Source organism: Aeromicrobium sp. 9AM, from assembly GCF_902506105.1.
Taxonomy (GTDB): domain Bacteria; phylum Actinomycetota; class Actinomycetes; order Propionibacteriales; family Nocardioidaceae; genus Aeromicrobium.
The window spans coordinates 778,282-801,697 of the sequence record NZ_LR733304.1 but is presented as its reverse complement, the minus strand read 5'-3'; the positions used below and the strand labels follow the sequence as shown (position 1 = coordinate 801,697).

The following is a 23,416-nucleotide window of genomic DNA, read 5'->3' as shown; positions in this document are numbered from 1 at the left end:
TGTGCCGCATGGCCACCCGCACCCGCATGAGCCGAGAGGCCCGTCAGGACCAGCTGCTCCAGCTCGGGGCAGAGCTGTTCGCCGACCGGTCCTACGAGGACGTCCACATCGAGGAGCTCTCCGAGGTCGCCGGCGTCTCCCGCGGCCTGCTGTATCACTACTTCCCCACCAAGCGAGCGTTCTTCGCGGCGATGGTGAGGCGCGAGTCGAGCCAGATGATGGAGATCACCGCCCCGGACGAGTCGCTGCCGATCCTCGACCGACTGCGTCAGGGCATCGAGGCCTATCTCGACTACTGCCAGGACCACAAGATGGGCGTCAAGGCGATCTTCCACGGCGCCGCGTCCGCCGATCCCGAGATCCAGGCGATCATCGAGGACGACATGCAACGCCAGCAGGAGCGCATCACGGCGGGGGTCGAACCGGCCGGCCAGCCGTCCGAGCTGATGCAGATCGCGGTCCGCAGCTGGCTGCACTTCATGCGCAACGCCTGCCACCAGTGGCTCGACTCCACTGACACGACCCGCGACGAGGTACGCGACCTGTGTGCCCAGGCATTGCTCAGCACCCTGCTCGCCCTGCCGGAGGGCTCGCGACCCCCGGCGCTGGCGGGCGTGACCGACTGAAGCAACTTCAGCCGTTTCGCCGACACGTCGCCCAAACGCCGATAACCTCCGTGCATGACGAATCCTGAGGCGACGTCCGGAACTGCTCGATGAAGGGCGTCGAGGAGCTCGTCGGCGCGCCGATCGAGGCCGGCTGCGTCGTCAATCCGCCAGGCAGCGCGGGCTCGATCGCCCGTGGTGCCGCCGCTCGCAACCTCGGCTCCGGCATGATCGGCGTCGCCGCCGACGGCGACGTCGCCCGCAAGTCTGCTGACGCACTGCCGGAGGCCTCCGGCTCGTGGCTCGCGGCCTATCTCGCACTCACTCCAGAGGTCCTCGTCCTCGTCCGCGTCAAGCAGGGACTCATCCGGCCCAAGCTCGACGGCGAGATCGCCCGCATCCCCCGGTCCGCGGTGACGGGGTACACCCTCGACGAGGGCGGGCTGCAGTCGCCGTTCTCGCTCCAGCTGTCGGACGGTACGTCATGGGAGTTCGGCCTGCCCAAGCTCTACGTCAAGAAGGCCAAGGAGCTGCTCGACCGGCTGGGCGTCCAGCCCACGTCGAGCTGACCTCGCTTCAGAGTCCGCTTCGCCTGCTGACGGCCGAGATCGCCCGCTGGTAGCCGGCACCGGTCAGACGTACGAACTTGTCGAGCACCCACGCGTCGGCACCGATCAGCACCCGCGCCTTGTCCTTCTCGACGCCCTTGAGGATCACTTCGGCGGCCTTCTCGGGCGACGTCCGGGCCATCTTGTCGAACGAGCTCGCGAGCTTGTCGTGGTCACGGCTTTCGACCTGTTCGCTGTTACGGGCGATGTTGGTCTTGATGCCACCGGGGTGCACGCACGTCACCTTGACCGGCCGGTCGCCGAGGGCCATCTCCTGGCGCAGCGACTCGGTGAACCCACGCACGGCGAACTTCGCCGCGTTGTAGGCGCTCTGGGACGGCACGGAGAAGAGCCCGAAGATGCTCGAGATGTTGATGACGTGACCGTCGCCGGACTCGACGAGGTGCGGCAGGAACGCCTTGGTGCCGTTGACGACACCCCAGAAGTCGACGTCCATGACCCGGTCGATGTCCTTGAACGACATCTCCTCGACCGAACCGGTGAAGGCGATGCCGGCGTTGTTGAACACGAGATTGACCGTGCCGAAGTGCGCGACGACCTCATCGGCGTACGCGAGGACCAGCTCACGCTGCGCGACATCGAGGTGATCGGCCTTGACCTCGGCACCGGCCTGCTTGACCAGCGCCTCCGTCTCGGCGAGACCGTGCGGATCAACATCACTGATCGCGAGCCGTGCTCCTCGGCGGGCGAGCTCGACGGACAGGGCGCGGCCGATGCCGGATCCGGCGCCGGTCACGACGGCGACCTTGTCGGTGAAGTGGGACATGAGAGCCTCTCGATTCCAGATACTGGCGGTATCTGGAACCGAGGCTATCAGATAATGACGTTAGCCCGGTAGGCTCTGGTCGAGCGGACCGGCGTCGAACTGGGTGCGGTGCAGCTCCTCGTAGCGCCCGCCCTGAGCCAGCAGCTCGTGGTGGGTGCCCTGCTCCACGACCCGGCCGTCCTCGATCACGAGGATGCGGTCCGCCGCTCGTACGGTCGACAACCGGTGCGCGATGACGACGGACGTACGCCCGGCCAGCGCGACCGCCAAGGCCTCCTGCACGGCCGACTCGGACGTCGAGTCGAGATGCGCCGTCGCCTCGTCGAGGATGACGACCCGCGGGTGCGCGAGCAGCAGCCGGGCGATCGTGAGCCGTTGCCGCTCGCCGCCGGAGAGCCGGTAGCCGCGCTCCCCCACGATCGTGTCGAGTCCGTCGGACAGCGAGGCGACGAGGTCGTCCAGTCTGGCGTCGTGCAGTGCCGACCACAGCTCGGCATCGGTCGCCTCGGGCCGCGCCAGCTTGAGGTTGTCGCGCACGGACTCGTGGAACAGGTGGCCGTCCTGCGTCGCCATGCCCAAGGTCTCGCGCAGTGACGCCATCGAGAGATCCTTGACGTCGACACCACCCAGGCGTACGGCACCACGGTCGACGTCGTAGAGGCGCGGGATGAGGCTGGCGATCGTCGACTTGCCGGCACCCGACGTGCCGACGAGCGCGACCATCTGCCCCGGCTCGACGCGGAACGACACGTCGTGCAGCACGTCGACGCCGCCGCGGTTGTCGAGCATCGCGACCTCCTCGAGCGACGCGAGCGAGACCTTGTCGGCCGACGGGTAGGCGAACGTCACGTGTGAGAACTCCACCGAGACGGGGCCATCGGGAACGGCCACCGCATCGGCCTTCTCGCGGATCAACGGCTGCAGGTCGAGCACCTCGAAGACCCGCTCGAAGCTGACGACCGCGCTCATGATCTCGACGCGGGCACTCGCCAGCGCGGTCAACGGCGCGTACAGCCTGGTCAGCAGCAGAGCGAGGGCCACGACCGCACCCGGGTCGAGGGAGCCCTTGAGCGCGTAGAAGCCCCCCAGGCCGTAGACGACAGCCAGCGCCAGGGCCGACACCGTCGTCAGCGCCGTGACGAAGACCGACTGCAACATCGCCGACTTCACCCCGATGTCGCGCACCCGGCTTGCCCTGGCCGCGAACTCGACGGACTCCTCGTCGGGCCGCCCGTAGAGCTTGACGAGGGTCGCGCCCGGCGCCGAGAAGCGTTCGGTCATCCGGGTGCTCATGACCGCGTTGTGGTTGGCCGCCTCGCGGGACAACGCGGCCAGTCGGCTGCCCATCCGGCGGGCCGGCACGACGAAGACCGGCAGCAGGACGAGGGCCACGACGGTGATCTGCCACGAGATGCTGAGCATCACGACCAGCGTCAGGGTCAGGGTCACGAGGTTGCTGACGACGCCCGACAGCGTGCCGCTGAAGGCCCGCTGGGCGCCGAGCACATCACTGTTGAGCCGGCTCACGAGTGCACCGGTGCGGGTGCGGGTGAAGAACGCGATCGGCATGCGCTGGACGTGGTCGAACACTGTCGTGCGGAGGTCGAGGATCAGGCCCTCGCCGATCGTCGCGGAGAGCCAGCGCGTCCAGATGGCCAGGGCGGCATCCGCAATCGCGATCAGGGCGATCAGGCCGGCGATGCCGAAGACCTTGCTGCGCGAGTCGCCGTCGACGATCGCGTTGACGACCTTGCCGGCGAGGACCGGCGTGGCGACCGCGAGGCACGCCGAGACGACGCTCAGCAGCAGGAAGTGGATCAGCCGGCGCTTGTGCGGCGCGGCGAAGCCTCCGATGCGCTTGAGGGTCTCCTTGGTCAGTCGTTGAGGACCGTCCTGCGTGTTCATCACACGGTGCAGCGAGTTCCATGCCGCGGCGTCCATGCTCATGTCGTCCTCCTGGATCGGCGTACGCCCTGCTCAGTGTCCACCCAAGGCACGACAAACCTAGGACCTCAATCCGAGTTGAGGTCAAACCGCCGAGGTGGATCAGGCGATCGTGCGGCGGCGCGGCTTGAGACGCAGCTCGGGCATCGGCGGCGCCGGGATGCGCTGGCCGTTGTGCCCGGCGACCTCGCCGAACCGCTCCGATGCCTCTTCCCACTCGGTGCGCGCCTGCACGATGTCCTCGTGCGAACGGCCGATGAAGTTCCACCACATCACGAGCTCTTCCTGGAACGGCATGCCGCCGATCAGCAGGAGCGTCGTCTCGGCCGGCACGAACAACGCGAGCTCGTCACGACCGGGCGCGAGGTAGCGCATCTGGCGGTGCACGATCTCGGTGCCCGCCACCAGGGCCTCGCCGTCGACCGCGAGGACCGCGTGCTCGAACTCGGCTCGCAACGGGATCACCGCACCACCGGGACGGATCGTGAGCTCGGCCCCCACCATCGGTGAGTACGTCGTGGCCGGAGACGCTGCGTCGGCGAGCTCGCCCATCAAGACCTTGGCCGTCCACCCCCTGCCCTCGGCAACCGGCAGGTCGGGGTGGTGCTCAAAGCCTGCGACACCCGTGCGTCGCAGGTTGGGCAGGGCGACCCAGAGCTGGAGGCCGTGCATGGGAGCGTCCGGGTCGCCGACCGAGAACTCCGAGTGGGCAACGCCGTCGCCTGACGTCATGAGGTTGAGCTCGCCGGGCTTGAGGACCACGTCGCTGCCGAGGTTGTCGCGGTGCCGGATCTCGCCGGCCATCGGCCAGGTCACGGTCTGCAGTCCGGTGTGCGGGTGCGGCAGCACGTTCATGTGCTCGGTGGTCGGCCCGAAATGGTCGACGAAGCACCAGGGCCCGACGGTCGGCAGCCCTCGATGGGGAAGCGTGCGGTGGACGGTGATGCCACGGACCCCACCGAGCGGGACCTCCCGGGCATCCAGCGACAGGTCGAGCGAGGTCATGCCAGAAGCGTACGTCGGAGCTGCTCGACCATGTCTGCGGTGCCGCCGATCTCGAGGAACCAGCCCACCACGCCGCCCTCGTGCGCGTCCCACTGGTCGAGCACGCCCTCGATCGCCTCGACCGGGACCGCAAGGAACTCCGGCGGCAACGTCGCCCGGTGATGGCGGCCGGGGATCTTGCGGAGGCGGGACGAGATGGCCTGCTCGGCATGCCTGCTCTCGAGGAAGTCGGCGATGACGCCTTCGCGCGAGACGCCGACGAGTCGCAGCAGGAGCGCGACCGACACTCCGGTGCGATCCTTGCCCGCCGCGCAATGGATCAGCGTCGCCCCGCGAGCCGTGCCCACCTCGCGTACGAGCTCCACGAGGTACATCGACGCATGGTCGAGCAGCAGCAGGTAGAGGCCGGCAAGGCTCTCGGCCGGTGCCGTGCCGGGCTGCAGGGCACTCAGGAGCGGGAGGTTGACGATGCGGGCGCCGGACGTGGCCAGCGGGTGGATGCCCTCGGACTCGTTGGCCGATCGCAGGTCGATCACCAGCGCGGGCGGCCACGCGATGTCATCAGGTGCGCGGTCCTTGCGCGACGGCATCGCGCTGCGCAGGATGCGATCCTGCTGGACCATGCGACCGTCCGCCGCCTCGACGCCGCCCACATCTCGGAGGTTGGGGACGAATTCGCGCACGTGGCCACCCTAGGCGCAACGAAGGACACATGCCTGACCGGCTGTTTTCGGGTGTTTCCGTCATTCTCGCGACGTAAAATGACACAGTGCCTCGTCCCCGTCGTATTGCCGCCGCCACCCTGATCGGCGGCGGTGCCACACTCTCGAGCTTCTACGGGTTCCTGGTCGGCGAGGCCATGCTCGCGCGCCGCGCGATCGGCACGACCGACGAGCGGCCGCCCTCCCCCGACGGTCTTTACGGTGACGACCTGCCGGGCCACACGATTCGCGTCCTCGTGCTCGGCGACTCGGCAGCCGTCGGCTACGGCGTGACCCGCGCCGACGCCACCCCGTCGGCGATGATCGGCGTCGGCCTCGCCCACGTCATGGACGCACCGGTCGAGGTGCAGTGCCGCGCCGTGGTCGGCGCCCAGACGGCCGACCTCATGGGCCAGATCGACCTCGACCCCGATTGGCATCCGGACGTCGCGGTGATCGTCGTCGGCACCAACGACGTGACGCACAGCGTCACCCCTCGCACCTCCGCGCGACTGATCAGCAAGGTCGTCAAGCGGCTCGTCGCGGAGGACTGCGACGTCGTCGTCGGCACGTGCCCCGACCTCGGCACGGTGCAGCCGATCCTGCAGCCGTTGCGCGCCGTCGCCCGGCGCCTGAGCCGGGCCCTTGCCCGCAAGCAGACCATCGCGGTCGTCGAGTCCGGCGGCCGGGCCGTGTCACTCGGCGACCTGCTCGGCACGCTGTTCACCGAGAAGCGCGACGTCATGTTCGGGGCCGATCACTTCCATCCGTCCGAGACCGGCTACGCCAACATGGTGTCGGTGCTGATCCCGGCCATCACGGCGTCGCTGCGACAGAAGCAGACCTCGTACGCCTACGCGGGCCGGACCCACGACCTCGTCTCGGTCGCCGACGCTGCGGCCGTGTCGGTCGACCACCCCGGCACCCAGGTCGCGCCCGATGCCGGACCCGGCGGCCGGTTCGCCTCAGTCCTGCGTCGCCGCCGCGCCTCGTAACGCTCACCGCCGGTTCCTAGGTGGGGGTCCCCCCACGAGCTCTGCGAGTAGGGGGCGGCCGCCCGCGGCCGACCGGGAGCGAGCGAGGAACGAGCGAGCGAAGGACGGTCCCACCAACGACGAACGGCCGGCTCCGAGAGGGAGCCGGCCGTTCGTGTGTCTAGCGCTGGAGGTCAGTCGCCACGCAGGATCGCGAGGATGCGCAGGATCTCGATGTAGAGCCACACGAGGGTGACCGTGAGACCGAACGCTGCCCGCCAGGACTCCCGCTCGGGGAGACCGGCCGCGACCCCCTGCTCGATGTAGTCGAAGTCCATGATCAGCATGAACACCGCGAGCACGACCGCAGCAGCCGAAACCACCAGGCCGAGCGTGTTGTAGCCACGGATGCCACCGTCGTCGACGACGCCGGTCATGCTGAGCACCAGGTTGATGAGGGTCGCTCCGACGAACGCGAAGATCGAGATCGTGACGATCTTGCGGAACTTGGCGGTGACCTGGATGTTGAAGAACTTGTAGGCAGCCAGCGTGCCACCGAAGGCCACCATGGTGCCGACCACAGCCTGGAACACGATGCTGGGGTCGCCCACCCACGCGGCGATGATCTTGGAGAAGGCACCGACGAACACGCCCTCGAACACCGCGTACGCGATGACGAGCGGAGGGCTGACGATCTTCTTGAACGAGTTGACCAGCGACAGGACCAGACCGATGATCGCTCCGCCCATCGCCAGGCCGTAGGCCTTGCTGGCGGCTGAGCCGTCGGCTCCGAGGTCACCGGATGCGATCCAGGTGACAGCTGCGGCCGCGATGAGCACGCCCAGCGTGATCGCGGTCTTCTCGACAGTCGTGTCGATCGTCATGCGACCGGCGCCACGCTCGGTGTGCGTGGGCGATCCGTTGAGGTCGACCTGCCACTGGGACGGGTCGGTGGCGACTGCGCCGCCGCGGCCGTTGAACTCGGCGCTGCGGGCGAAGACGGGGTTGCTGCTCTTCATGATTCCCTCCGTGGGATGGCTCCGAAAGTGGAGTCGTTGTCCTTCACCCTATCCAACGTCGCAGACACCCCGTTTGATCCCGAGTCACTCGTTGGACTTGGCAACCTTCTTGGGGACGTCGACGGCTGGAACCTTGAGAAACGGACCGTTCTCCAACGCCCTGGTCTTGCGCGGATCTGGCGAGGGATCAGGCACGTAGTTGCCGTTCTCGTCCCACATCATCTCCGTGACCTTGAGCGGATAGACGTTGTAGGCATCGGATCCGGTCTCGAGCCTGGCCGCCGAGGGGGTCAGCGGTGAGGCGTCTCCGCCGCGATTCGTGACCAGCGGCTTGCCGTTCACGTCGAACAGCTGGACGTTCTTGAGCGGCTTGCCCTGCGCGTCGTATGCGTAGATGTTCTCGACCAGGTGCCCGTTGAAGGACAGACCTTCCGCCGGGGTGTCACTCACCGTCGCGTCGACGCCTGAGGCAAAGCCACGGTCGAAGTCACCAGCACTGCTACGAGGATCGTCCGCTGCCGCCATGACCGGGAGGAACGCCACCACCGCGATGACGTTGCCGACCGCGATGAGCGCCGGGACGGCCGGACCGTGCCAACGGCCGCGCCCCCACTGCACGCTGATGACCGCGAACGCGACGAACACGAACCACCACGTGCCGGCCATGCCGTAGCCGCGCTCATTGCCGAAGAACGACGCCACGAGCCACGCCGCCAGCCAGGCTCGGACGATCCACCACGCCGGGCGGAGCTCGCCGAGGAAGTCGACGACGCTCGCGAGAGCCGGGTTGCGACGGATCGCGACCTTGAGGTCGGCGCGCGTGTCGTGCCAGCCCTGCGTCAGGCTCGAGAGCACTCCACTCTTGGGCTTCGTACGCACAGGCAGTCCGGCCGCGGCCCGCAGCTCGGTCGCGTATGCCGCAGGGTCGGGCAGCTCGCGCTGCAGGTCCTCGGCGTACGCCTCGGCGAGATCGGCCTCGAGCCCCTCGGTCAGGTCGTCGACCTCCTCGGCCGGCAGGTCGGCCAGCGCGGCGCGGACGCCTTGGGCGAACGCGACGATCTCGGGCGTGACGGTGGACGTGGTCATGCTGCCTCCCCTGGCTGGGTCGAACTCGTGAGCAGGTTGTTCATGGTGGTGGAGAACTCGGTCCAGACCTTGCGCTGGAGATCGAGCATGGCCCTCCCCTGGGCGTTGATGCCGTAGTACTTGCGGTGCGGGCCCTCCTCGGACGGCACGACGTACGACGTGAGGGCGCCCGCGGTGTAGAGCCGGCGCAGCGTTCCGTAGACGGAGGCATCTCCGACTTCCTCGAGGCCGGCGGCGCGCAGCCTGCGCACGACGTCGTAGCCGTATCCGTCCTCGTCCTCGACGACCGCGAGGACCGCGACGTCGAGCACGCCCTTGAGCAGCTGGGTGGCATCCATGGATGGGACAGTACCACGCAATACGCACTACCGCGCGTGATGCACGACGGGCCCGGCGTGTCCCGACAAAGCTCAGGAAGTGGAGGCGGAGACGCGGTGCGCACCGGCGTACGCGTTGAAGCCGCCGTCGCGACTGAAGCCCAGCAGCGTCAGCCCGGCCGACTCGGCATGCTCGACGGCCAGCGACGAGGGCGCCGACACAGCGGCGAGCACCGGGATGCCGGCCATGTGCGCCTTCTGCACCAGCTCGAAGGAGGCCCGGCCCGAGACCTGGAGCACCGTGCCGCTCAGCGGCAGGCGGCCCTCGCGCAAGGCCCAGCCGACCACCTTGTCGACCGCGTTGTGCCGGCCGACATCCTCGCGCAGGCACAGCAGCTCGCCGTCTGCGTCGAACAGTCCGGCGGCGTGCACTCCCCCGGTGCGGTCGAACACCTTCTGTCCCTCCCGCAGCCGGTCGGGCAGCGCCCCGAGCAGCTCGTGCGACCACGACGTCGCGTCGTCGAGCCGGCCGAAGTGCGCTGCCTTGTGCACCGCGTCGATCGATGCCGTGCCGCAGATGCCGCACGAGCTCGACGTGTAGACGTGGCGCTCCAGCGAGAGATCGAGCGGCGGAGTGTCGGCGCTCAGCTCAGCGTCGATGACGTTGAATGTCTGCAGACCGTTCTCGTCGGTGCCGGCGCAGAACCGCATCGACACGAGCTGGTCGGCCGACCAGATGACCCCTTCGGACACCAGGAAGCCGGCGACGAGGTCGAAGTCGTCGCCCGGCGACCGCATCGTGACCGAGAACGACGTGCCGCCGACGCGGATCTCGAGCGGTTCCTCGACCGCCAGGGCATCCTCACGGACCGTCGACGAGCCGTCCGGCGCGAACCGGGTGACCTTGGTGCGTCGTGTCAGCCGGCCGGCCATCTATCCCTCTTCCTCGACCCGTTCGCAGAGCGCCGTCGCCGTCTCGATCGCGTCACGCAGGTTGGTCTCGGACCCGCCCGCCATCCCGGCGGCGAGGCCGGCGAGGAACGTCGTGAGCGGAGCGGCCGGACGTACGACGGCGTGCGCCGCGACTGCAGCCAGGTCGAGCACCGACTCGGTGTCGAGGTCCAGCTCCTTGATGCCGAGCTCGGCGGCAACCGTGACCACCCAGTCGTCGAGCGTGATGTCAGCCATCATGGCTCCCTTCTGACAGCGCTATCTCCTGATCGTGCCACGTGTCGATGTCGAGCGCCGCTCGCGGAGGGATCTCGATCTCCATCAGCTCCAGCGGAGCCAGCAATGCGCGTACGGAGAGGTCGACCAGCGTCGGCTGGGTGGCGATCGAGGCCCTCAGCGCCGCCGCGTCGAGGACGCTCATGAGGTATTGCCGGCGACCGTCACCGTCGACCGCGATGACCCCGTCACCGGATGCCGAGTCGAGGAGCAGGTCGACCGCGTCGGCCAGGAACGGGTGGTCGCAGCTTGCGAGGAACACGTACGCCTCACGGACCTCCGCCATCGCTGCCCCGATCGCTGCCGCGGGACCCGCGAACCGGGGTTGCTCCTGCACGACGATCGTGCCGTCGGGCACCGACCCTGGCTCGCCGACGACGATGATCCGCTCCGCCTCGTCGACAGCGCGGAGCGTACGGGCGAGCAGCGTCTCACCGTCGAACTCGAGTGCCGCCTTGTCGACACCACCCAGCCGTGAACCTCGGCCACCGGCCAGCACGATCGCGTCCCAGTCGGCGGTCGGCGGCATCTCAGCCTCGTACGTCGTGGAGGTGGTGGACGATGTCGTGCAGGTAGTACTGCGTGAGCGTGGCGACCGTGAACTCCGAGCCGTCGCTGCGATAGCCGGTGCGGTCCCAGGCGTCGTCGAGGATCGACTCGAGGAGCTCGACCATCCCCTCGCCGGCGTCGACGAGCTGCGGCGCGACGATCGCCGGGTCCTGCGACGCGTAGTCGTCGGCGAGCGCGGTCTCGTCCTGGTTCCAGTTGGCGAATCGCGGCGCGTCCTGGTCGAGCATCAACCGGATGCGCTCGGCGAACAGGACGTGCACATCGCGCACGTGGCAGGCGTACTCGGTCGGCGACCACGTCGACGGAGCCGGGCGCTCGCGGGCATCGGGGCGCTCCAGGATGGCGGACCAACGCGGCAGGTCGGCCTGCACACGATGCGCGACCTCGGTCGGCGCCACGTCTCCGGCGACCAGACCGCACTCGGGGCACGCCTTGTCGAGCACCCAGGTCCAGTCCTTGGTGTCAGGTTCGATGTCCACGCGTCTACGCTAGCGCGAGTGGAGCCCACGCCGTACCGAACCGAGCCGGTCTCGTTCACCCGACGCGGCGGACGCCTGACCGAGCGCCAGCAGAGCGCCTGGGACGAGCTCTCCGAGACGTACGTGCTGGAGGTCCCGCGGCACGGTCCGAGCACCTCGGTAGACCCGTCGTACGTGCTCGATCCCCGTGCAGCCTTCGGGCGGTCCGCTCCCCTGGTTGTCGAGATCGGCAGCGGGCGAGGCGAGGCGATCGTGCAAGCCGCAGCGGACCATCCGGAGCTCGACTTCCTCGGTCTGGAGGTCTACGTCCCCGGAGTCGCGCAGACCCTCGTGACGGTGCGCCATGTCGGCGTCACGAACGTACGCCTGATGGTCGTCAACGCCGCCGAGGCACTGACCACGATGCTGGCCCCTGCGTCGGTCCATGAGCTCCGCGTGTGGTTCCCCGATCCGTGGCACAAGAAGCGGCACCACAAGCGCCGGCTCGTCACGCCGGAGTTCGCCCAGCTCGCGGCCCGCGTGCTCGAGCCCGGCGGCGTGTGGCGCCTCGCGACCGACTGGGAGGACTACGCCGAGCAGATCCGCGCCGTCATCACCGACTCGCCGGACTTCGACGGCGGCGAGTGGGGCGACCGGTTCGAGGGGCGCCCGCAGACGAGGTTCGAGGGCAAGGGTCTCGGGGTCGGCCGCACGATCCGCGACGTCACGGCCGTACGACGCCACCCATAGGATGAGGTCATGACGGAGACGACCAACGCCGAGAAGCTGCGCATCGGCGACGGGTTCGTCGTCTGGATCATCGGCGCCAGCGTCGAGGAGACCTCCTTGCTCGACCCCATGCCCGAGGGGGCCGAGACGATCGAGGAGCGCGACGAGGACGAGCCCGAGAACGTCGACGCGGCGATCCTGGTGACCGACAACCGCACGGCCCTCGCGGACGACTTCGACGAGGTGCTGCCGCAGCTCGGCTCGATCCCGATCGTGTGGATCACCTACCCGGGCAACGGTCACTCCGACCTCGACGAAGGCACGCTGCAGGACCTCGTCGGCGACTACGGCTGGAGCGCTGTCGAGAGCATCGCGCTCGACGAGACCTGGGCCGCCATGCGCATCCTCCAGAGCTGAGCGCTCACCCGCCGGACGGGTAACGCAGCCTGGTGATCCAGATGCCGGGTGGGACCTCTTCGTCGCGATCGACGCTGAACCCGTGCTTGGCATACAGCGAGACCGCCGGGGCGTTGGCGCGCCCCGTGGCCACCACGACCTCGCGGCCCGAGGCCCGGTCGAGCACCTCACCGAGCAGGGCACTGGCGATGCCTCGACGCAGCAGTCCGGGGTTGACCATCACCTTCTCGATCTCGACACGGTCACCGGCCTCCCACCACGCGATCGCGCCGGCCAGGTCGACGCCGTCCCACGCCATCAGCCACCGACCACGCCAGGCCGTCAGGTCGACCTCGTCCTCCTGCAGCGGTGGGATGCGGTCGTCGCCGATCAGGTCGGCCTCCAAGGCGTACGAGGTCTTCTGCAGTCGCAGCAGCGCCACCGCGAAGTAGGGGTCGCAGGCCGGATCGGGCGACGAGAAGATCATGCGGGTCCGCCCAGCGCTTGGAGCCCGGCCTCGGCGAGCCGCTCCCACTCGGCCGAGTCGGCAGCCGGTACGGCGACCCAGTCCTTGAACGGTCGGCCCTTGCCGGACGGATCGAACAGCGAGGCGCCGTCGAGGCCGAGTGCCGCCGCGTGGGCATCGCTCCCAGCGCCGAGCTTGACCGCCAGCTGTCCGCCCTTGAGGCACGCGAATGCGGTGCCGTCGAGGGTCAGGGAGCGGGCTCCGAACAGTGCTCCGGGCAGGACGCCGCGAGGCGCCAGATCATCGACGATCTCGTCGAACCGAGCCTCCGCGTCCATCCTCACCTCGCTGCGCGTCAGCCTAGTCCGTCGCACCGGTCCATGGTTCGAGCTCCAGGCGTTTGCCGGTCCGGCCGTCGCCGGACGAACGGCCCGTCAGGCGTCGCCCGATCCACGGACCGGCGAACCCGGCCCACCAGCGCAGCTCGCCGACCATGCGCCGGGCTGAGCCGGGGGTCGGGCCCGGGACCAACGGCTCGTCCCAGACCGACGGGGTCGGCAGCCCGAGGGTGTGCATGATCCCCAGCGCGAACCGCTGGTGACCCAGCGGCGAGAGGTGAAGGCGGTCGTCACTCCACGCCTCGGGAAGGCCGAACACCGACCGCGGAGGGAGTGGCGCGAGCAGGGCTCCGCGATCACGCGCGACGTCCGTCAGCATGCCGTTGAAGGCATCGACCCGACCCTTGATCCTGGCGCCGATCGGCAGCAGGCCGGTCATGTCGGGCAGCGGAACCATGACCGTCACGATGCCGTCGCCGACCAGGCGCTCAGCCATGTGGTCGAGCTCGCCGCGTACCGCATCGAGGTCGACCTTGGGCCGCATCAGGTCGTTCATCCCCGCCGTGACGGTGACGAGATCAGGACCAGCGGCGAGTGCCGCGGGCAGCTGGGACGCCCGCACCTGCGCAGCCTTCTGCCCCCGCACCGCAAGATTCGCGTAGTGGACCGGCTGACCGGCCTCCACCGAGAGGTGCTGTGCGAGACGGTCGGCCCACCCGCGCGGCACGTCTCCGGGCCACGGTGTGTCGCCGAGGCCTTCGGTGAGACTGTCGCCGATCGCGACGTACCTGCTGAACACGTGCCGGACTCCTTGGGATCTCGGTTGCCGTGGACTGGTGGTTACCAGCGGGGGTGGATCGCGTCGCGCAGGTTGCGGTCGTAGATGTCGTGCACGGTCTCGTCGAAGCCGGCGGGCAGTGTCACGTCTGCGGCCGCTGCGTTGGAGCGCGACTGGTTGACGTTGCGGGCGCCGGGGATCGCCGCCGTGACGCCGTCCTGCGCCAGGATCCAGGCGATTGCCGCCTGGGCCGGGTGCACTCCTTCGGGGACCGCGGCCGAGAACTCCTGAGCCGCCCGCACGCCGGTCTCGAAATCGACCCCAGAAAACGTCTCGCCGACGTCGAAGGCCTCGCCCGAGCGGTTGTACGTCCGGTGGTCGTCGGGCGCGAACGTCGTGCTGGTCGTGTAGCGACCCGACAGCAGCCCGGACGCGAGCGGGACCCGCGCGATGATGCCGACGCCGGCCTCCTTGGCGGCGGGCAGCACCTCGTCGAGCGGCTTGAGCCGGAACGCGTTGAAGATGATCTGGACGCTCGCGACGTTGGGCCGGGCGATCGCGGTCAACGCCTCGGCGACGGTCTCGACGCTCACGCCGTACGAGGCCATCACGCCTTCCTGCACCAACAGGTCGAGGCCGTCGAAGACCTCGTCGGTGGAGAACACGGGTGTCGGCGGGCAGTGCAGCTGCACAAGGTCGAGCGTGTCGACGCCGAGGTTGGCGCGGGAGCGGTCGGTCCAGGAGCGGAAGTTGTCGAGCGTGAAGTTGGCCGGGTCCTGCTCGGCGCGGCGGCCCATCTTGGTGGCCACGAAGACGTTGAGGTCGGGCCGGGCCTTCAGGTACTCGCCGATCAGCTGCTCGCTGCGGCCGTCGCCGTAGACGTCGGCAGTGTCGAAGAACGTGACGCCGGCATCGGTCGCGCTGTCGAGCACCGCGATCGCCTCGTCGTGCGTGACATCGCCCCAGTCGGCGCCGAGCTGCCAGGTGCCGAGCCCCACGACCGAGACCTCGCGGCCGGTGCGACCCAGTGTGCGTACGTCCATCGTGGTGCTCCTTGTTCGTGGGGAAGTCCAGCCTACGGCGGCGCTCAGCAGGCAGTGCTGGCGGTCGATCCAGCAGGAGTGGACGTGACGCAGCCGCTGACGGCCCCGGAGGAGGAGGGCCGCCAGCGGCTGGAACTCACCGCACCGTCAGCCAGGGCAACCGGGGAAACCTGACTGGTTGGCATTCAGCGCCGTGCGGTACTGCGGCGCAACACCAGCTGCACAGATCACGTCCTGTGCACCTGCGGGCCAGTTGGTCCCGCTGATCTTCAGGTTGTTGATCAGCTTGTTGTTGTGCGCCGCGGCATTCGGGGCGGAGACCCCGCCGGAGTTGTACCAGTTGTTCTGGATCACGTTGTCGCTCGTGTTGTTGCGGAGGCTGTACGCGTTGGTGAACACGAACGAGCCGCCCTGGACGACGTTGTTCTCCCAGGTCATCGACCGCGACCCCTCGTCGAGGTAGAGCCCGACGCCGGAGATGTTGAACAGGTAGTTCTTCGACACGACCGCCCCGGGGTTGGCGGAGAGGTTGTAGATCGTGCCGCCGTCGGCGAACCGCGCCTTGGTGTCGTGGACGAGGTTGCCCTGCACCTGGGTGTTCTTCAGCGTGGTCGGCGTCGTGTAGAGCGTGTTCCACTTGTAGTAGCCACGGTCGACGTAGTCGTTGGAGCCGCCCGCATCGTTGATGCCCCAACCGAATCCCGTGTCGATGCCGTCGTAGGGGACGTGCGAGACCTCGTTGTGGACGATCTGGGCGTTCGTCACGTACGTGCTGAGGATTCCGCTGTTGTCCTTGTAGTCCACCGAGACCCGGTCGACGGTGTTGTTCTCGATCCGGATGTCCTTGTTGGTCATCCGTGGGTCGCTCGGGTGGTGCGCGTCCGGCAGCACGCCGCCGACGACGACGCCGTGCCCGCTGTCCTCCATGAACCGGTTGGCTGCGACGGTGATGTCACTGGCACCGAGCCCGACACCGCTGACGGTCGCGTTGGCGTCGTTGCCGATGCCGAGCGCGGACGAGCCGAGGTTGGTGAACGTGTTGCCGGTGAAGGACACCCGGCTGGCGGCCGAGACCTGCACCGCTGCGGGCTCCTGGTACCAGCTCGTACGGGCCCGCTCGAACATCTCGCAGCCGCGCGAGCAGCTGCTGAAGGCGTCAGCCGGACGGTAGTCGTACGCGTCCTTGATGAAGGTCCCGTTCTGCTGATCGGCGTAGCCGTGGGTCGAGGGACCGAGCCACGAGGTGCCGGAGAACTGGATGCCCTTGAAGGCAAGTCCCTCGACGGGATTCTTGTACGTCCCACCGATGCTGATCAGCGACTCCAGCCGGGGCAGCTCGATGCTCAGGTTGTTGGGATCGACTCCGTCTGCCGGCTTGTAGTAGAGCGTGCCCTTGCTCGGGGCGATGTACCACTGCCCGGCCTGCGTCAGGAAGCTGAGCGAGTTGTCGAGGTACCAGCTGGGTCCGGCAAGGAACGAGTTCTGGACGGTGTCCCAGCCCCACGTGTTGTTGTCCCAGGCCGGCTGAGCCATCGTGATCTCGGTCGGGCTGATGCTCTTGACCGGTGAGTAGCGGTTGGTGAAGTCGCCGAGCGACTCGAACTCGATCCGTCCCTGGTCCGGGAGCGAGGCGAGGTAGCTGAGTGCGGAGTTCTTGATCGTCAGGCCCTTCGCCGTCGGCGTGACGTCGGCGTTGGCCAGGCGAATCGCCGCCCGAGGCGCGATCTTGCCGTCGACGTACAGCTGACGGGTGTCGAGACCCTTGGGTGTCTTCGCCTGCCAGATGCCCGAACCGGCGTCCGACTTGGTCCAGCCGGAGACCTTCGAGGCGCCGGTGATGACCGGTTGAGCGCCCGGCGCAGCGACCCACTGGATCGTGTGGTCCCCGCCGTCGTCGTCCGCGTCGAATTTCAGCGGGTCGGACAGCCGGTAGGTGCCGTCGGCGAGCTGGACGGTCACGTCGCCGTGCTTGGCGGCCGGACGTACGACGTGCTGCGCGCGCTCGAGGGAGCACGGCTTCGACTGGCTGCAGTGTCCCCCGTCCTTCCCATCGGGCGACGCGTAGTAGGTCGTCGCTGGGTTGGCTTGTGCGGAGTTCGGGACGAGTGCCGACACAAGGACGATCCCTGTGCCCAGCAGCGCAAGTGCCGCAGACCTGCGGCCCCCTCGCCCCGTCGCTGTCCGCGAGTATGACGTCAACTTCATGGTCGATCGCTTTCTCTCATCGGGGCGTCGATGCCCCCCGAGAGTAAGATTTATCATACGTATGACCTTTGTCACAAGAGACATGTGACGTCTTATCAATATTCCCAGCCTGCGCGGCGCTTCACCGACCCGGGAGGCGCGCCTCGACCGACCACCCGCCCACTCGGGTGGTTCCCGCGCTCAGCTGGCCCCCCAGCGTCTGGATGCGTTCGCGCAGCCCGATCAGGCCGGACCCAGTGCCCTCGATCGGCGGGTCGTGGGGTGCGGCGCGGTCGTTCTCGACACGCACAGCCAGGCCACGACCGCCCTCGTCGACACTGATCACGATGCGAACCTCCGCGCCGGGTGCATACCTGAGCGCGTTGGTGAGGCTCTCCTGCACCACACGAAACGCGAGATGAGCCACCGGTTCCGGTACTCCGTCGCGGTCGCCCTCGAAGCGACAGGTGACGTTCAGGCCGCTGCGGCCCGCGCGGGTCACGACCTCATCGACCAAGGACAGATCCGTCCCGGTGTCCTGTCGGCCGCCCAGGAGCTCGACGAGTCGTTCGAGGTCCTTGCGACCCTGCCGCGCTGACTCCGAGATGGCCGCGAACGCCTCCTTGGCACGGGCGGGGTCCGTGTCGACCAGCCGCTGCCCGGCGATGGCCTGGATCACCATCACGCTGATGGCATGGCCGACAATGTCGTGCAGCTCACTGGCGATCCGCGTTCGTTCGTGCCGCAGAGCCAGCTCGGCGAACAGCTCACGTTCGTCCTCGAGCTCCTGGGCGCGCACGGCAAGCTCGGCTCCGGTCTCCCGGCGAAGTCGCAGGATGGTTCCGGCCGCGAACGGCGGCGCCGTGAACATCACTGCTGGCACCCAGGTGCCGAGATCGCCGAGGTAGCAGAACGGCACCAGGTACGCGGCGCCGCAGAGCGCCACCAACCAAGCAGCGCGCCCGGACCAGCCGAGCGCCAGCACCGCGAAGCTGGCGGAGAACACCGCGACGCCCACATCGGGGAACCAGCCGTCGACGACCATGGCGGCGAGAAACAGTGCCAGGGCCAGCACCGAAGCGACGCGCGGGTGGGTGCGCCACCACATGAGTGCCAGCCCCCCGATCAGGAGGCACGCGATGAATACGTTGCCGCGGACCGTCGTCGGCCAACCGTGCAGAGCGGTGGGCAGCGCCATGAGCAGCACGACCGCCAGCGCGATCGCTCCTTGCTCGAGTCGGCGCATACCGGTCGCTCCTATCCGAGCACCGGCAGCATGGCCACCACGTCGGCATGACCCCGGGCCACCTTGGCCTCCAGCGACCCGCCGAGGAAGCTGGCCCGTTCCCGGGCTCTGGCCACCGCAGCCTTGATGTCGGACGACTTGACCACCGGCCCGTTCACACGGATCTCCAGCGCGTCGTCGTCGAAGCGCATGCCGACCTCAATGCGGGACTCCGGCTCGTCGGCAAGGACGTTCACCAGGTGCTCGACAATCCGGTAGGCCGAGAGCTCGACCGTTGCCGGCAAGGAGCGGGGGTCGCCCGTCACGATGAGCCGCGAGTCCGCCCGGGTGTGCCGGGCCAGCAGGGCGTCGAGGTGGGCAACCGTGGGTGCCGGGGTCAGCGTGACGTCGCCGCCACGCAGGAGGCCGACGATCTCGCGCATGCCGTCGAGGGTGGTGCGGCTGTCGCTCTCGATCGACTCGAAGAGCGTCCTCGCGCTGCCGGGGTCGAGATCGTGGCCTGTCTCCGCGGCGGCCGTCAGCTGGGCGAGACGTTCGAGCAGGAGTCCGTCGAGCTCGTGCGAGAGCCGGGCACGGTCGCCCGCGACCTCGAGCGCGACTCGCTTGTCCCGCAGCTGCCGAAGGTCACTCGTGCGCGCCTTGAGCTCGACGCTCAAGGCGGTCCGGTGGCGGACGGCGCGTCCGATTCCGAAGACGATCACCACGATCGGGAACGCGACCACGAGCACCTCGAACCCGGTTGTCGCGTCGACGGCGGCGACCGCGACTGTCAGCAGGGTGACGAGGGCCAGGACGATCGCTGCTCCTCGACGCTCCAGCGCCACGGCGCCCAGGTAGGCCAGGACGAACGCCAGCGGTAGCCCGGCACCACACCTCGTGACCCAGCCGAAGAGCAGGTCGTGGAGCACCATGGCAGCGAGCGAGATCGCGGTGACGGCGACGACGCTGCGCCGCCACCACAGCACCGGGACCGTGGCGAGCATGAAAGCGGGCACCATCAGCCACGAGTGGGACGTCAGAGCATGCACCATCGTGCCCTCAGCGATCGCCGACGAAGCATGCTCGTCGGTGAACTGGACGTTCTCGACCATGAGCCAGAGGCCCAGGGCGGTGAGGGCTCCCGCCAGGACCCAGTCCACAGGACGGATCCCCCGGAACACCTCGCTGAAGCCCTCACTCATGGCTCGACCTCTCAGGCGCTGACGCGCGTGATGTCCAGAGTAGGCTCGGCGACCCGCTTCTCGACGTGATTCTGCACGAACAGCCCGATGCCGTAGAAGACCGCGGCGACCGGCACGGAGAACGTCAAGGCCGACAGGCCACCCGTCGAAGAATCCTTGATCAGTGTGACGAACTGGAGCGCGACGATCCCGACGAGGCCGACGAGGTGGTTCTGCCTGGCGCCCGCGAACCGTGCCACGGCGTACGCCATCGCGAATGACAGGGGCAACGCGAATCCGCACCGGGTGACCCACCCGAATGCCGGCACACTGGCAGCCAGGATGACGAGGGAGACGCCGATCGCGGCCAGGATCCCGCGCCGCCGCCACAGGATCGGGAGTGCCGCGGCGATGAAGACCGGGATCATGAGGGCCGAGTGCGAGTCGAGCGCGTGCTCCAGGTCCGCGTCGGCCCCGGCATTGACGTTCGCGATCCCGATGAAAGCAGCAAGCGCGACCATCACCGCCGCCAACACGTAGTCGAGGGGGCGGATGTTCTTGACGATGTCCATCTTCGTTCCTTCCGACCGGGCGTCTGAGTGACCCCGCTGGCCTCACGGTCCCAGCTGGATGCCGTCGTCGGCGTCGGCACTGAGGATGAACTTCCTGCCCGGCCTCATCCTCAAGAACGACCCCGCTGCGGCGTTCGGGTCGGCACAATGAAGCCGTGATCAGGGTCCTCATTGCCGACGACCAAGAACTCGTGCGCACCGGCTTCCGGGTGATCCTGGAGTCCGAAGGCGACATCGAGGTCGTCGCCGAGGCCCGGAACGGCCACGAGGCGATCCGGCAGGCAGCACTGGCCAAGCCGCAGGTCATCCTGATGGACATCCGTATGCCCGAGCTCGATGGGCTCGCCGCGACCGAGCAGATCCTGCAACAACCAGACCCGCCGACGATCGTCGTCCTCACCACGTTCGACCAGAACGAGTACATCTATCGCGCACTCCGCGCCGGTGCCGCGGGCTTCCTGCTCAAGGACGCGCCGTCGTCCCGACTCATCGCCGCAGTCCGCGCCGCGGCCACCGGCGACTCACTCATCGAGCCGTCCATCACGCAGCGACTGGTGGAGCGATTTGCGGAGCCAGCAGCCGCGCCCGGCATACCAGTCCAGTTCGCGCAGCTCACCGAACGCGAGCTCGACGTGCTCCGCCTGATCGCGCGAGCCCTGTCCAACGCGGAGATCGCCGAAGAGATGATGGTTGCCGAGACGACCGTCAAGACCCACGTGGCGCGCATCCTCACCAAGCTGGCCATACGCGACCGCGTGCAAGCGGTCGTCCTCGCCTACGAGACGGGCTTCGTCAGCCGCGACGCCTGAGCATTGCTCCTGCGCACGTGCTCCCGGTGGGGGTCGAACCCTATTCGCGCCCTTTGCCGACCTGCGACGATGCGGTTTTGTGCTGTAATTCCAGCGAATGCGTCTCACGTAGATCACGGCAATCGCAGGTGGATCACGAGCGTTTGTGCTCAAAATGTGCTCACGAATGTCTCTGCCAGCCGGCCAGCTCACCACCCCAAGTGGCTGCTGGCCGAGGTTGTGCCTCAGATCGTCATGTTCACGTACTGGTCGACACGTTTGGACCTGAGGGTGCCCGGGGCGTAGTCCTTCTGCCAGTCGGTGCTCTCCCACAGGTCCTGGTAGCTGTGCGGGGCCGGAGAGCTTGGCGGAGGTTTGCTTTTGGTGGTCGCCTCGACCACGGATCGGTAGTAGAAATGCCCCCAGAGGCGGTTGAACTCGGTGAAGTAGATGTCCGCGACGCGCCGATCGCCGCGGACGAGGATCATGTTCTCGTCGTTCTCGATCGTGGATGCCTCGCTGAAGTTCGCCGATCCGGTAACCACGATCGGGTCGGGTCCGAGCGGGTCGCTCAGGATGAACTTCAGGTGGACGTACGTGACGTGCACATTGAGGCCGATCTTCTTGTTGTTGGTCTCCGCGACCCATCGACCCAGCGGGGTGTGCAGCTCAGAGCCTGATGCCTTGTAGGTGTTGTTCCTGGAGTTGAGGAAGATCAGGGGCTGGGGGTTCTTCTTGGTCTGCGTTGGCACATCCTTCTCCTCGAGCAGCAGGAAGCACAACGGCCCGGACTTCCCGTTGGCGCTGATCGCCTCGCGGAACGGTCGGGGGATGCCGAAGGCGAAGGTGCCGCACGACATCTTCTTCGCCCCAGCGAGCAGCCTCATGTAGAGCTCGAGCGGACGCTGGTCGGCCCGGGGGCTGAACAGCGGGGTGACGCCTGGCGGAATGTCCTTCAACGTCTTCGGGGAGGGCGTGAGCTGACCGACCTCGGCCTGGAAGGCGATGTTCAGCGGGTTCTTCTTGGCGTCCGTGGGTCCTCCCGGATCGTCCTTCAGCAGGGTCCAGTAGCGCAGGAACAAGGCGGCGGCCGCCTCGTCTGTGAAACGGTGCCCGACGTTCGCCTGACCGTAGAAGCCACCATCGGTCAGGTTCGTCGATCCGGTCCATACCTCGGTGGGTTTGCGTGCGGTCTTGCCGCGCAGTAGCACCATGAACTTGTTGTGCTGGATGTCGTCCTTGCGGGCTTCGCGAGCAATGATGGAGCCGTCGGGGAAACCGATCTTCTGGATCGCCTTGAGGTTCTCTTCGCGGGGATTGCTTTTGATGTGTTGGGGCTTCTTGAGCTTGTTCTTGGCGTTCGGCTTGATGGTGCGTTCGTTGACCTTCTCGTCGATGATCAGCTGGACGTCGACTCCGCGGTCGATGGCGTCCTTGAGGGCTTTGAGCACCGGGGTGAAACGGAACTCGTAGAAGCATCCGCGGATGGCGTCGCCCTTCTTCGCGGACGTGATGAAGTCGATGATGGCTTCATCGAGGTCGCGACTGAGCCAGGCCAATGCCTTCGCCTTCTTCGCGCCCTGCAGTTTGTCCGGAGCCAGGTTGTCGAAGTTCTTCGCGTAGAACTGGCTCCCCGTCACACCGCGATTGAAGAAGATGTCGTGCACCCCACCGGTCAGCGGCTCGGTGTCCACCGAGATCCGCACTGGCGGTGTCGACCGGTCCAGATTCCCGGGTTGGCCCTTGAGGGGGTGGAACACATAGTCGTACGCATGGCCGGGCTCGGCGACGAAGTCGTCCCAAACCAGGCTCTGTACCGGATGGTCGAACGTCGACACCAAGGTGTCGGGCTTGGGGTTCTTGATGATCGACCGGAAGACCTTGTACCCGTCAACGAAGTGACCCTTGCCCGTGGCCAGATCGACGCGCTCGACCGCGAAGCCGAGCAAACCGTCGCGAGCCGCAGCGGTCGCTCGAATTCCGAACGACACGGTGTTCGTGCCGGACACGGCAAAGACCTGAAGTCCACCAACGGTGCTTGATTTGAAACGCATGCTCAGCCTCCCGATGGCCGGCAGCCTACTCCTGGAAACGCCACCAGAGAGCGGAATCGAAGACCAAAGCGAACAGCGCTCGCAGAACACTTCGCTCGGATGCCCAGAGGTTCGCTGGCCATTCCTGCCGCATTTCAGCTTTGTCACGGCAGGCAAGGGATGCAGAGGTGACACTCTCGCCCCTAGTGATTCCGACGGCCAGTTGCATCTGCCATTTCGGTGGATTATCGACCCACAAATTCGCTGATTTCGCGGTCGGGGTGCGCCGGGGGTGCGGTCAAGCAATTGCATCAGGAATCGCCTTGACCTGATCCGCGATCATCGGGGCTCAGCTCGTCCGCGGAATGCTCAGCGCTGGCGG

At 67.8% G+C, this 23,416-nt stretch carries 26 protein-coding genes; 6 read left to right on the top strand and 20 right to left on the bottom strand.

Features of this window, described 5'->3' with window-relative positions:
• Positions 1 to 8 precede the first annotated feature (8 nt).
• Both BOSE46_RS10045 and BOSE46_RS10040 read left to right on the top strand, forming a co-directional pair.
• Positions 9 to 626, top strand: a complete 618-nt coding sequence (locus BOSE46_RS10045; protein WP_159540106.1) for a TetR/AcrR family transcriptional regulator — start codon at positions 9 to 11, stop codon at positions 624 to 626.
• A gap of 89 nt (positions 627 to 715) precedes the next feature.
• The gene (locus BOSE46_RS10040) at positions 716 to 1,174 is read left to right on the top strand and encodes a hypothetical protein (RefSeq protein WP_159540105.1); all 459 of its coding nucleotides are present in this window, start codon (positions 716 to 718) and stop codon (positions 1,172 to 1,174) included.
• A gap of 7 nt (positions 1,175 to 1,181) precedes the next feature.
• Here the strand turns inward: BOSE46_RS10040 and BOSE46_RS10035 are convergent, their stop codons facing one another.
• The 4 genes from BOSE46_RS10035 to BOSE46_RS10020 form a co-directional block, all read right to left on the bottom strand.
• Positions 1,182 to 2,000: an SDR family oxidoreductase gene (locus tag BOSE46_RS10035; RefSeq protein ID WP_159540104.1), complete on the bottom strand. Its 819-nt coding sequence runs from the start codon at positions 1,998 to 2,000 to the stop codon at positions 1,182 to 1,184.
• A 60-nt stretch (positions 2,001 to 2,060) separates the two neighbouring features.
• Positions 2,061 to 3,947 carry an ABC transporter ATP-binding protein gene (locus BOSE46_RS10030; RefSeq protein WP_159540103.1) on the bottom strand — a complete coding sequence of 629 codons (1,887 nt, stop codon included), beginning with the start codon at positions 3,945 to 3,947 and terminating at the stop codon, positions 2,061 to 2,063.
• Positions 3,948 to 4,046: 99 nt separating this feature from the next.
• The gene (locus tag BOSE46_RS10025; RefSeq protein ID WP_159540102.1) at positions 4,047 to 4,949 is read right to left on the bottom strand and encodes a pirin family protein; all 903 of its coding nucleotides are present in this window, start codon (positions 4,947 to 4,949) and stop codon (positions 4,047 to 4,049) included.
• Positions 4,946 to 5,632: a tyrosine-protein phosphatase gene (locus BOSE46_RS10020; RefSeq protein WP_159540101.1), complete on the bottom strand. Its 687-nt coding sequence runs from the start codon at positions 5,630 to 5,632 to the stop codon at positions 4,946 to 4,948. Before BOSE46_RS10020 ends, BOSE46_RS10025 begins: the two co-directional genes overlap by 4 nt.
• Positions 5,633 to 5,718: 86 nt before the next feature.
• On the opposite strand from BOSE46_RS10020, the gene BOSE46_RS10015 reads away from it, so the two are divergent.
• Positions 5,719 to 6,645, top strand: coding sequence for an SGNH/GDSL hydrolase family protein (locus BOSE46_RS10015; RefSeq protein WP_159540100.1), 927 nt, complete (start codon positions 5,719 to 5,721; stop codon positions 6,643 to 6,645).
• A gap of 173 nt (positions 6,646 to 6,818) precedes the next feature.
• Here BOSE46_RS10015 and BOSE46_RS10010 read toward each other — a convergent pair whose 3' ends face one another.
• From BOSE46_RS10010 to BOSE46_RS09980, 7 genes are all read right to left on the bottom strand, one after another.
• Positions 6,819 to 7,643, bottom strand: a complete 825-nt coding sequence (locus BOSE46_RS10010; RefSeq protein WP_159540099.1) for a Bax inhibitor-1/YccA family protein — start codon at positions 7,641 to 7,643, stop codon at positions 6,819 to 6,821.
• Positions 7,644 to 7,727: 84 nt separating this feature from the next.
• Positions 7,728 to 8,729 carry a hypothetical protein gene (locus BOSE46_RS10005; RefSeq protein ID WP_159540098.1) on the bottom strand — a complete coding sequence of 334 codons (1,002 nt, stop codon included), beginning with the start codon at positions 8,727 to 8,729 and terminating at the stop codon, positions 7,728 to 7,730.
• Positions 8,726 to 9,067, bottom strand: a complete 342-nt coding sequence (locus BOSE46_RS10000; RefSeq protein ID WP_159540097.1) for a PadR family transcriptional regulator — start codon at positions 9,065 to 9,067, stop codon at positions 8,726 to 8,728. Before BOSE46_RS10000 ends, BOSE46_RS10005 begins: the two co-directional genes overlap by 4 nt.
• A 72-nt stretch (positions 9,068 to 9,139) precedes the next feature.
• A complete protein-coding gene (fdhD, locus tag BOSE46_RS09995; RefSeq protein ID WP_159540096.1) occupies positions 9,140 to 9,979 on the bottom strand; it encodes a formate dehydrogenase accessory sulfurtransferase FdhD in 840 nt (279 codons plus the stop codon).
• Entirely contained in the window at positions 9,980 to 10,237 is a 258-nt protein-coding gene (locus BOSE46_RS09990; RefSeq protein WP_201299596.1) for a DUF6457 domain-containing protein, read from the bottom strand.
• The gene (locus BOSE46_RS09985) at positions 10,227 to 10,802 is read right to left on the bottom strand and encodes a molybdenum cofactor guanylyltransferase (protein WP_159540095.1); all 576 of its coding nucleotides are present in this window, start codon (positions 10,800 to 10,802) and stop codon (positions 10,227 to 10,229) included. Before BOSE46_RS09985 ends, BOSE46_RS09990 begins: the two co-directional genes overlap by 11 nt.
• A 1-nt stretch (position 10,803) precedes the next feature.
• Positions 10,804 to 11,322: a DinB family protein gene (locus tag BOSE46_RS09980; protein WP_159540094.1), complete on the bottom strand. Its 519-nt coding sequence runs from the start codon at positions 11,320 to 11,322 to the stop codon at positions 10,804 to 10,806.
• An 18-nt stretch (positions 11,323 to 11,340) separates the two neighbouring features.
• Here BOSE46_RS09980 and trmB point away from each other — a divergent pair, with 18 nt between their 5' ends.
• A complete protein-coding gene (gene trmB, locus BOSE46_RS09975) occupies positions 11,341 to 12,051 on the top strand; it encodes a tRNA (guanosine(46)-N7)-methyltransferase TrmB (protein WP_236551710.1) in 711 nt (236 codons plus the stop codon).
• Positions 12,052 to 12,060: 9 nt separating this feature from the next.
• Positions 12,061 to 12,447: a hypothetical protein gene (locus tag BOSE46_RS09970; RefSeq protein WP_159540092.1), complete on the top strand. Its 387-nt coding sequence runs from the start codon at positions 12,061 to 12,063 to the stop codon at positions 12,445 to 12,447.
• Positions 12,448 to 12,451: 4 nt separating this feature from the next.
• On the opposite strand, the gene BOSE46_RS09965 is transcribed toward BOSE46_RS09970, so the two are convergent.
• The 8 genes from BOSE46_RS09965 to BOSE46_RS09930 all read right to left on the bottom strand — a co-directional run bounded on the left by BOSE46_RS09965 (position 12,452) and on the right by BOSE46_RS09930 (position 20,213).
• Positions 12,452 to 12,913 (bottom strand): GNAT family N-acetyltransferase, encoded by a 462-nt coding sequence (locus BOSE46_RS09965; RefSeq protein ID WP_159540091.1) that lies wholly within the window; start codon positions 12,911 to 12,913, stop codon positions 12,452 to 12,454.
• Positions 12,910 to 13,230, bottom strand: a complete 321-nt coding sequence (locus tag BOSE46_RS09960) for a hypothetical protein (RefSeq protein WP_159540090.1) — start codon at positions 13,228 to 13,230, stop codon at positions 12,910 to 12,912. Before BOSE46_RS09960 ends, BOSE46_RS09965 begins: the two co-directional genes overlap by 4 nt.
• A gap of 22 nt (positions 13,231 to 13,252) precedes the next feature.
• Complete coding sequence (locus BOSE46_RS09955; RefSeq protein ID WP_159540089.1) at positions 13,253 to 14,029, bottom strand: SGNH/GDSL hydrolase family protein; 777 nt, start codon at positions 14,027 to 14,029, stop codon at positions 13,253 to 13,255.
• Between the two features lie 41 nt (positions 14,030 to 14,070).
• On the bottom strand, positions 14,071 to 15,051 hold the full coding sequence (locus tag BOSE46_RS09950; RefSeq protein WP_159540088.1) for an aldo/keto reductase: 981 nt from the start codon (positions 15,049 to 15,051) through the stop codon (positions 14,071 to 14,073).
• 147 nt (positions 15,052 to 15,198) lie between these two features.
• Complete coding sequence (locus BOSE46_RS09945) at positions 15,199 to 17,256, bottom strand: right-handed parallel beta-helix repeat-containing protein (protein ID WP_236551709.1); 2,058 nt, start codon at positions 17,254 to 17,256, stop codon at positions 15,199 to 15,201.
• A gap of 121 nt (positions 17,257 to 17,377) precedes the next feature.
• The gene (locus BOSE46_RS09940; RefSeq protein WP_159540087.1) at positions 17,378 to 18,481 is read right to left on the bottom strand and encodes a sensor histidine kinase; all 1,104 of its coding nucleotides are present in this window, start codon (positions 18,479 to 18,481) and stop codon (positions 17,378 to 17,380) included.
• A gap of 11 nt (positions 18,482 to 18,492) precedes the next feature.
• On the bottom strand, positions 18,493 to 19,662 hold the full coding sequence (locus BOSE46_RS09935) for a sensor histidine kinase (RefSeq protein ID WP_159540086.1): 1,170 nt from the start codon (positions 19,660 to 19,662) through the stop codon (positions 18,493 to 18,495).
• Positions 19,663 to 19,673: 11 nt separating this feature from the next.
• Complete coding sequence (locus tag BOSE46_RS09930; protein ID WP_159540085.1) at positions 19,674 to 20,213, bottom strand: hypothetical protein; 540 nt, start codon at positions 20,211 to 20,213, stop codon at positions 19,674 to 19,676.
• 155 nt (positions 20,214 to 20,368) lie between these two features.
• Between BOSE46_RS09930 and BOSE46_RS09925 the strand changes: the two genes are divergently transcribed.
• Positions 20,369 to 21,022 (top strand): response regulator transcription factor, encoded by a 654-nt coding sequence (locus BOSE46_RS09925; protein ID WP_159540084.1) that lies wholly within the window; start codon positions 20,369 to 20,371, stop codon positions 21,020 to 21,022.
• 224 nt (positions 21,023 to 21,246) lie between these two features.
• Here BOSE46_RS09925 and BOSE46_RS09920 read toward each other — a convergent pair whose 3' ends face one another.
• Complete coding sequence (locus BOSE46_RS09920) at positions 21,247 to 23,229, bottom strand: phospholipase D-like domain-containing protein (RefSeq protein ID WP_159540083.1); 1,983 nt, start codon at positions 23,227 to 23,229, stop codon at positions 21,247 to 21,249.
• Positions 23,230 to 23,416: the final 187 nt, after the last annotated feature.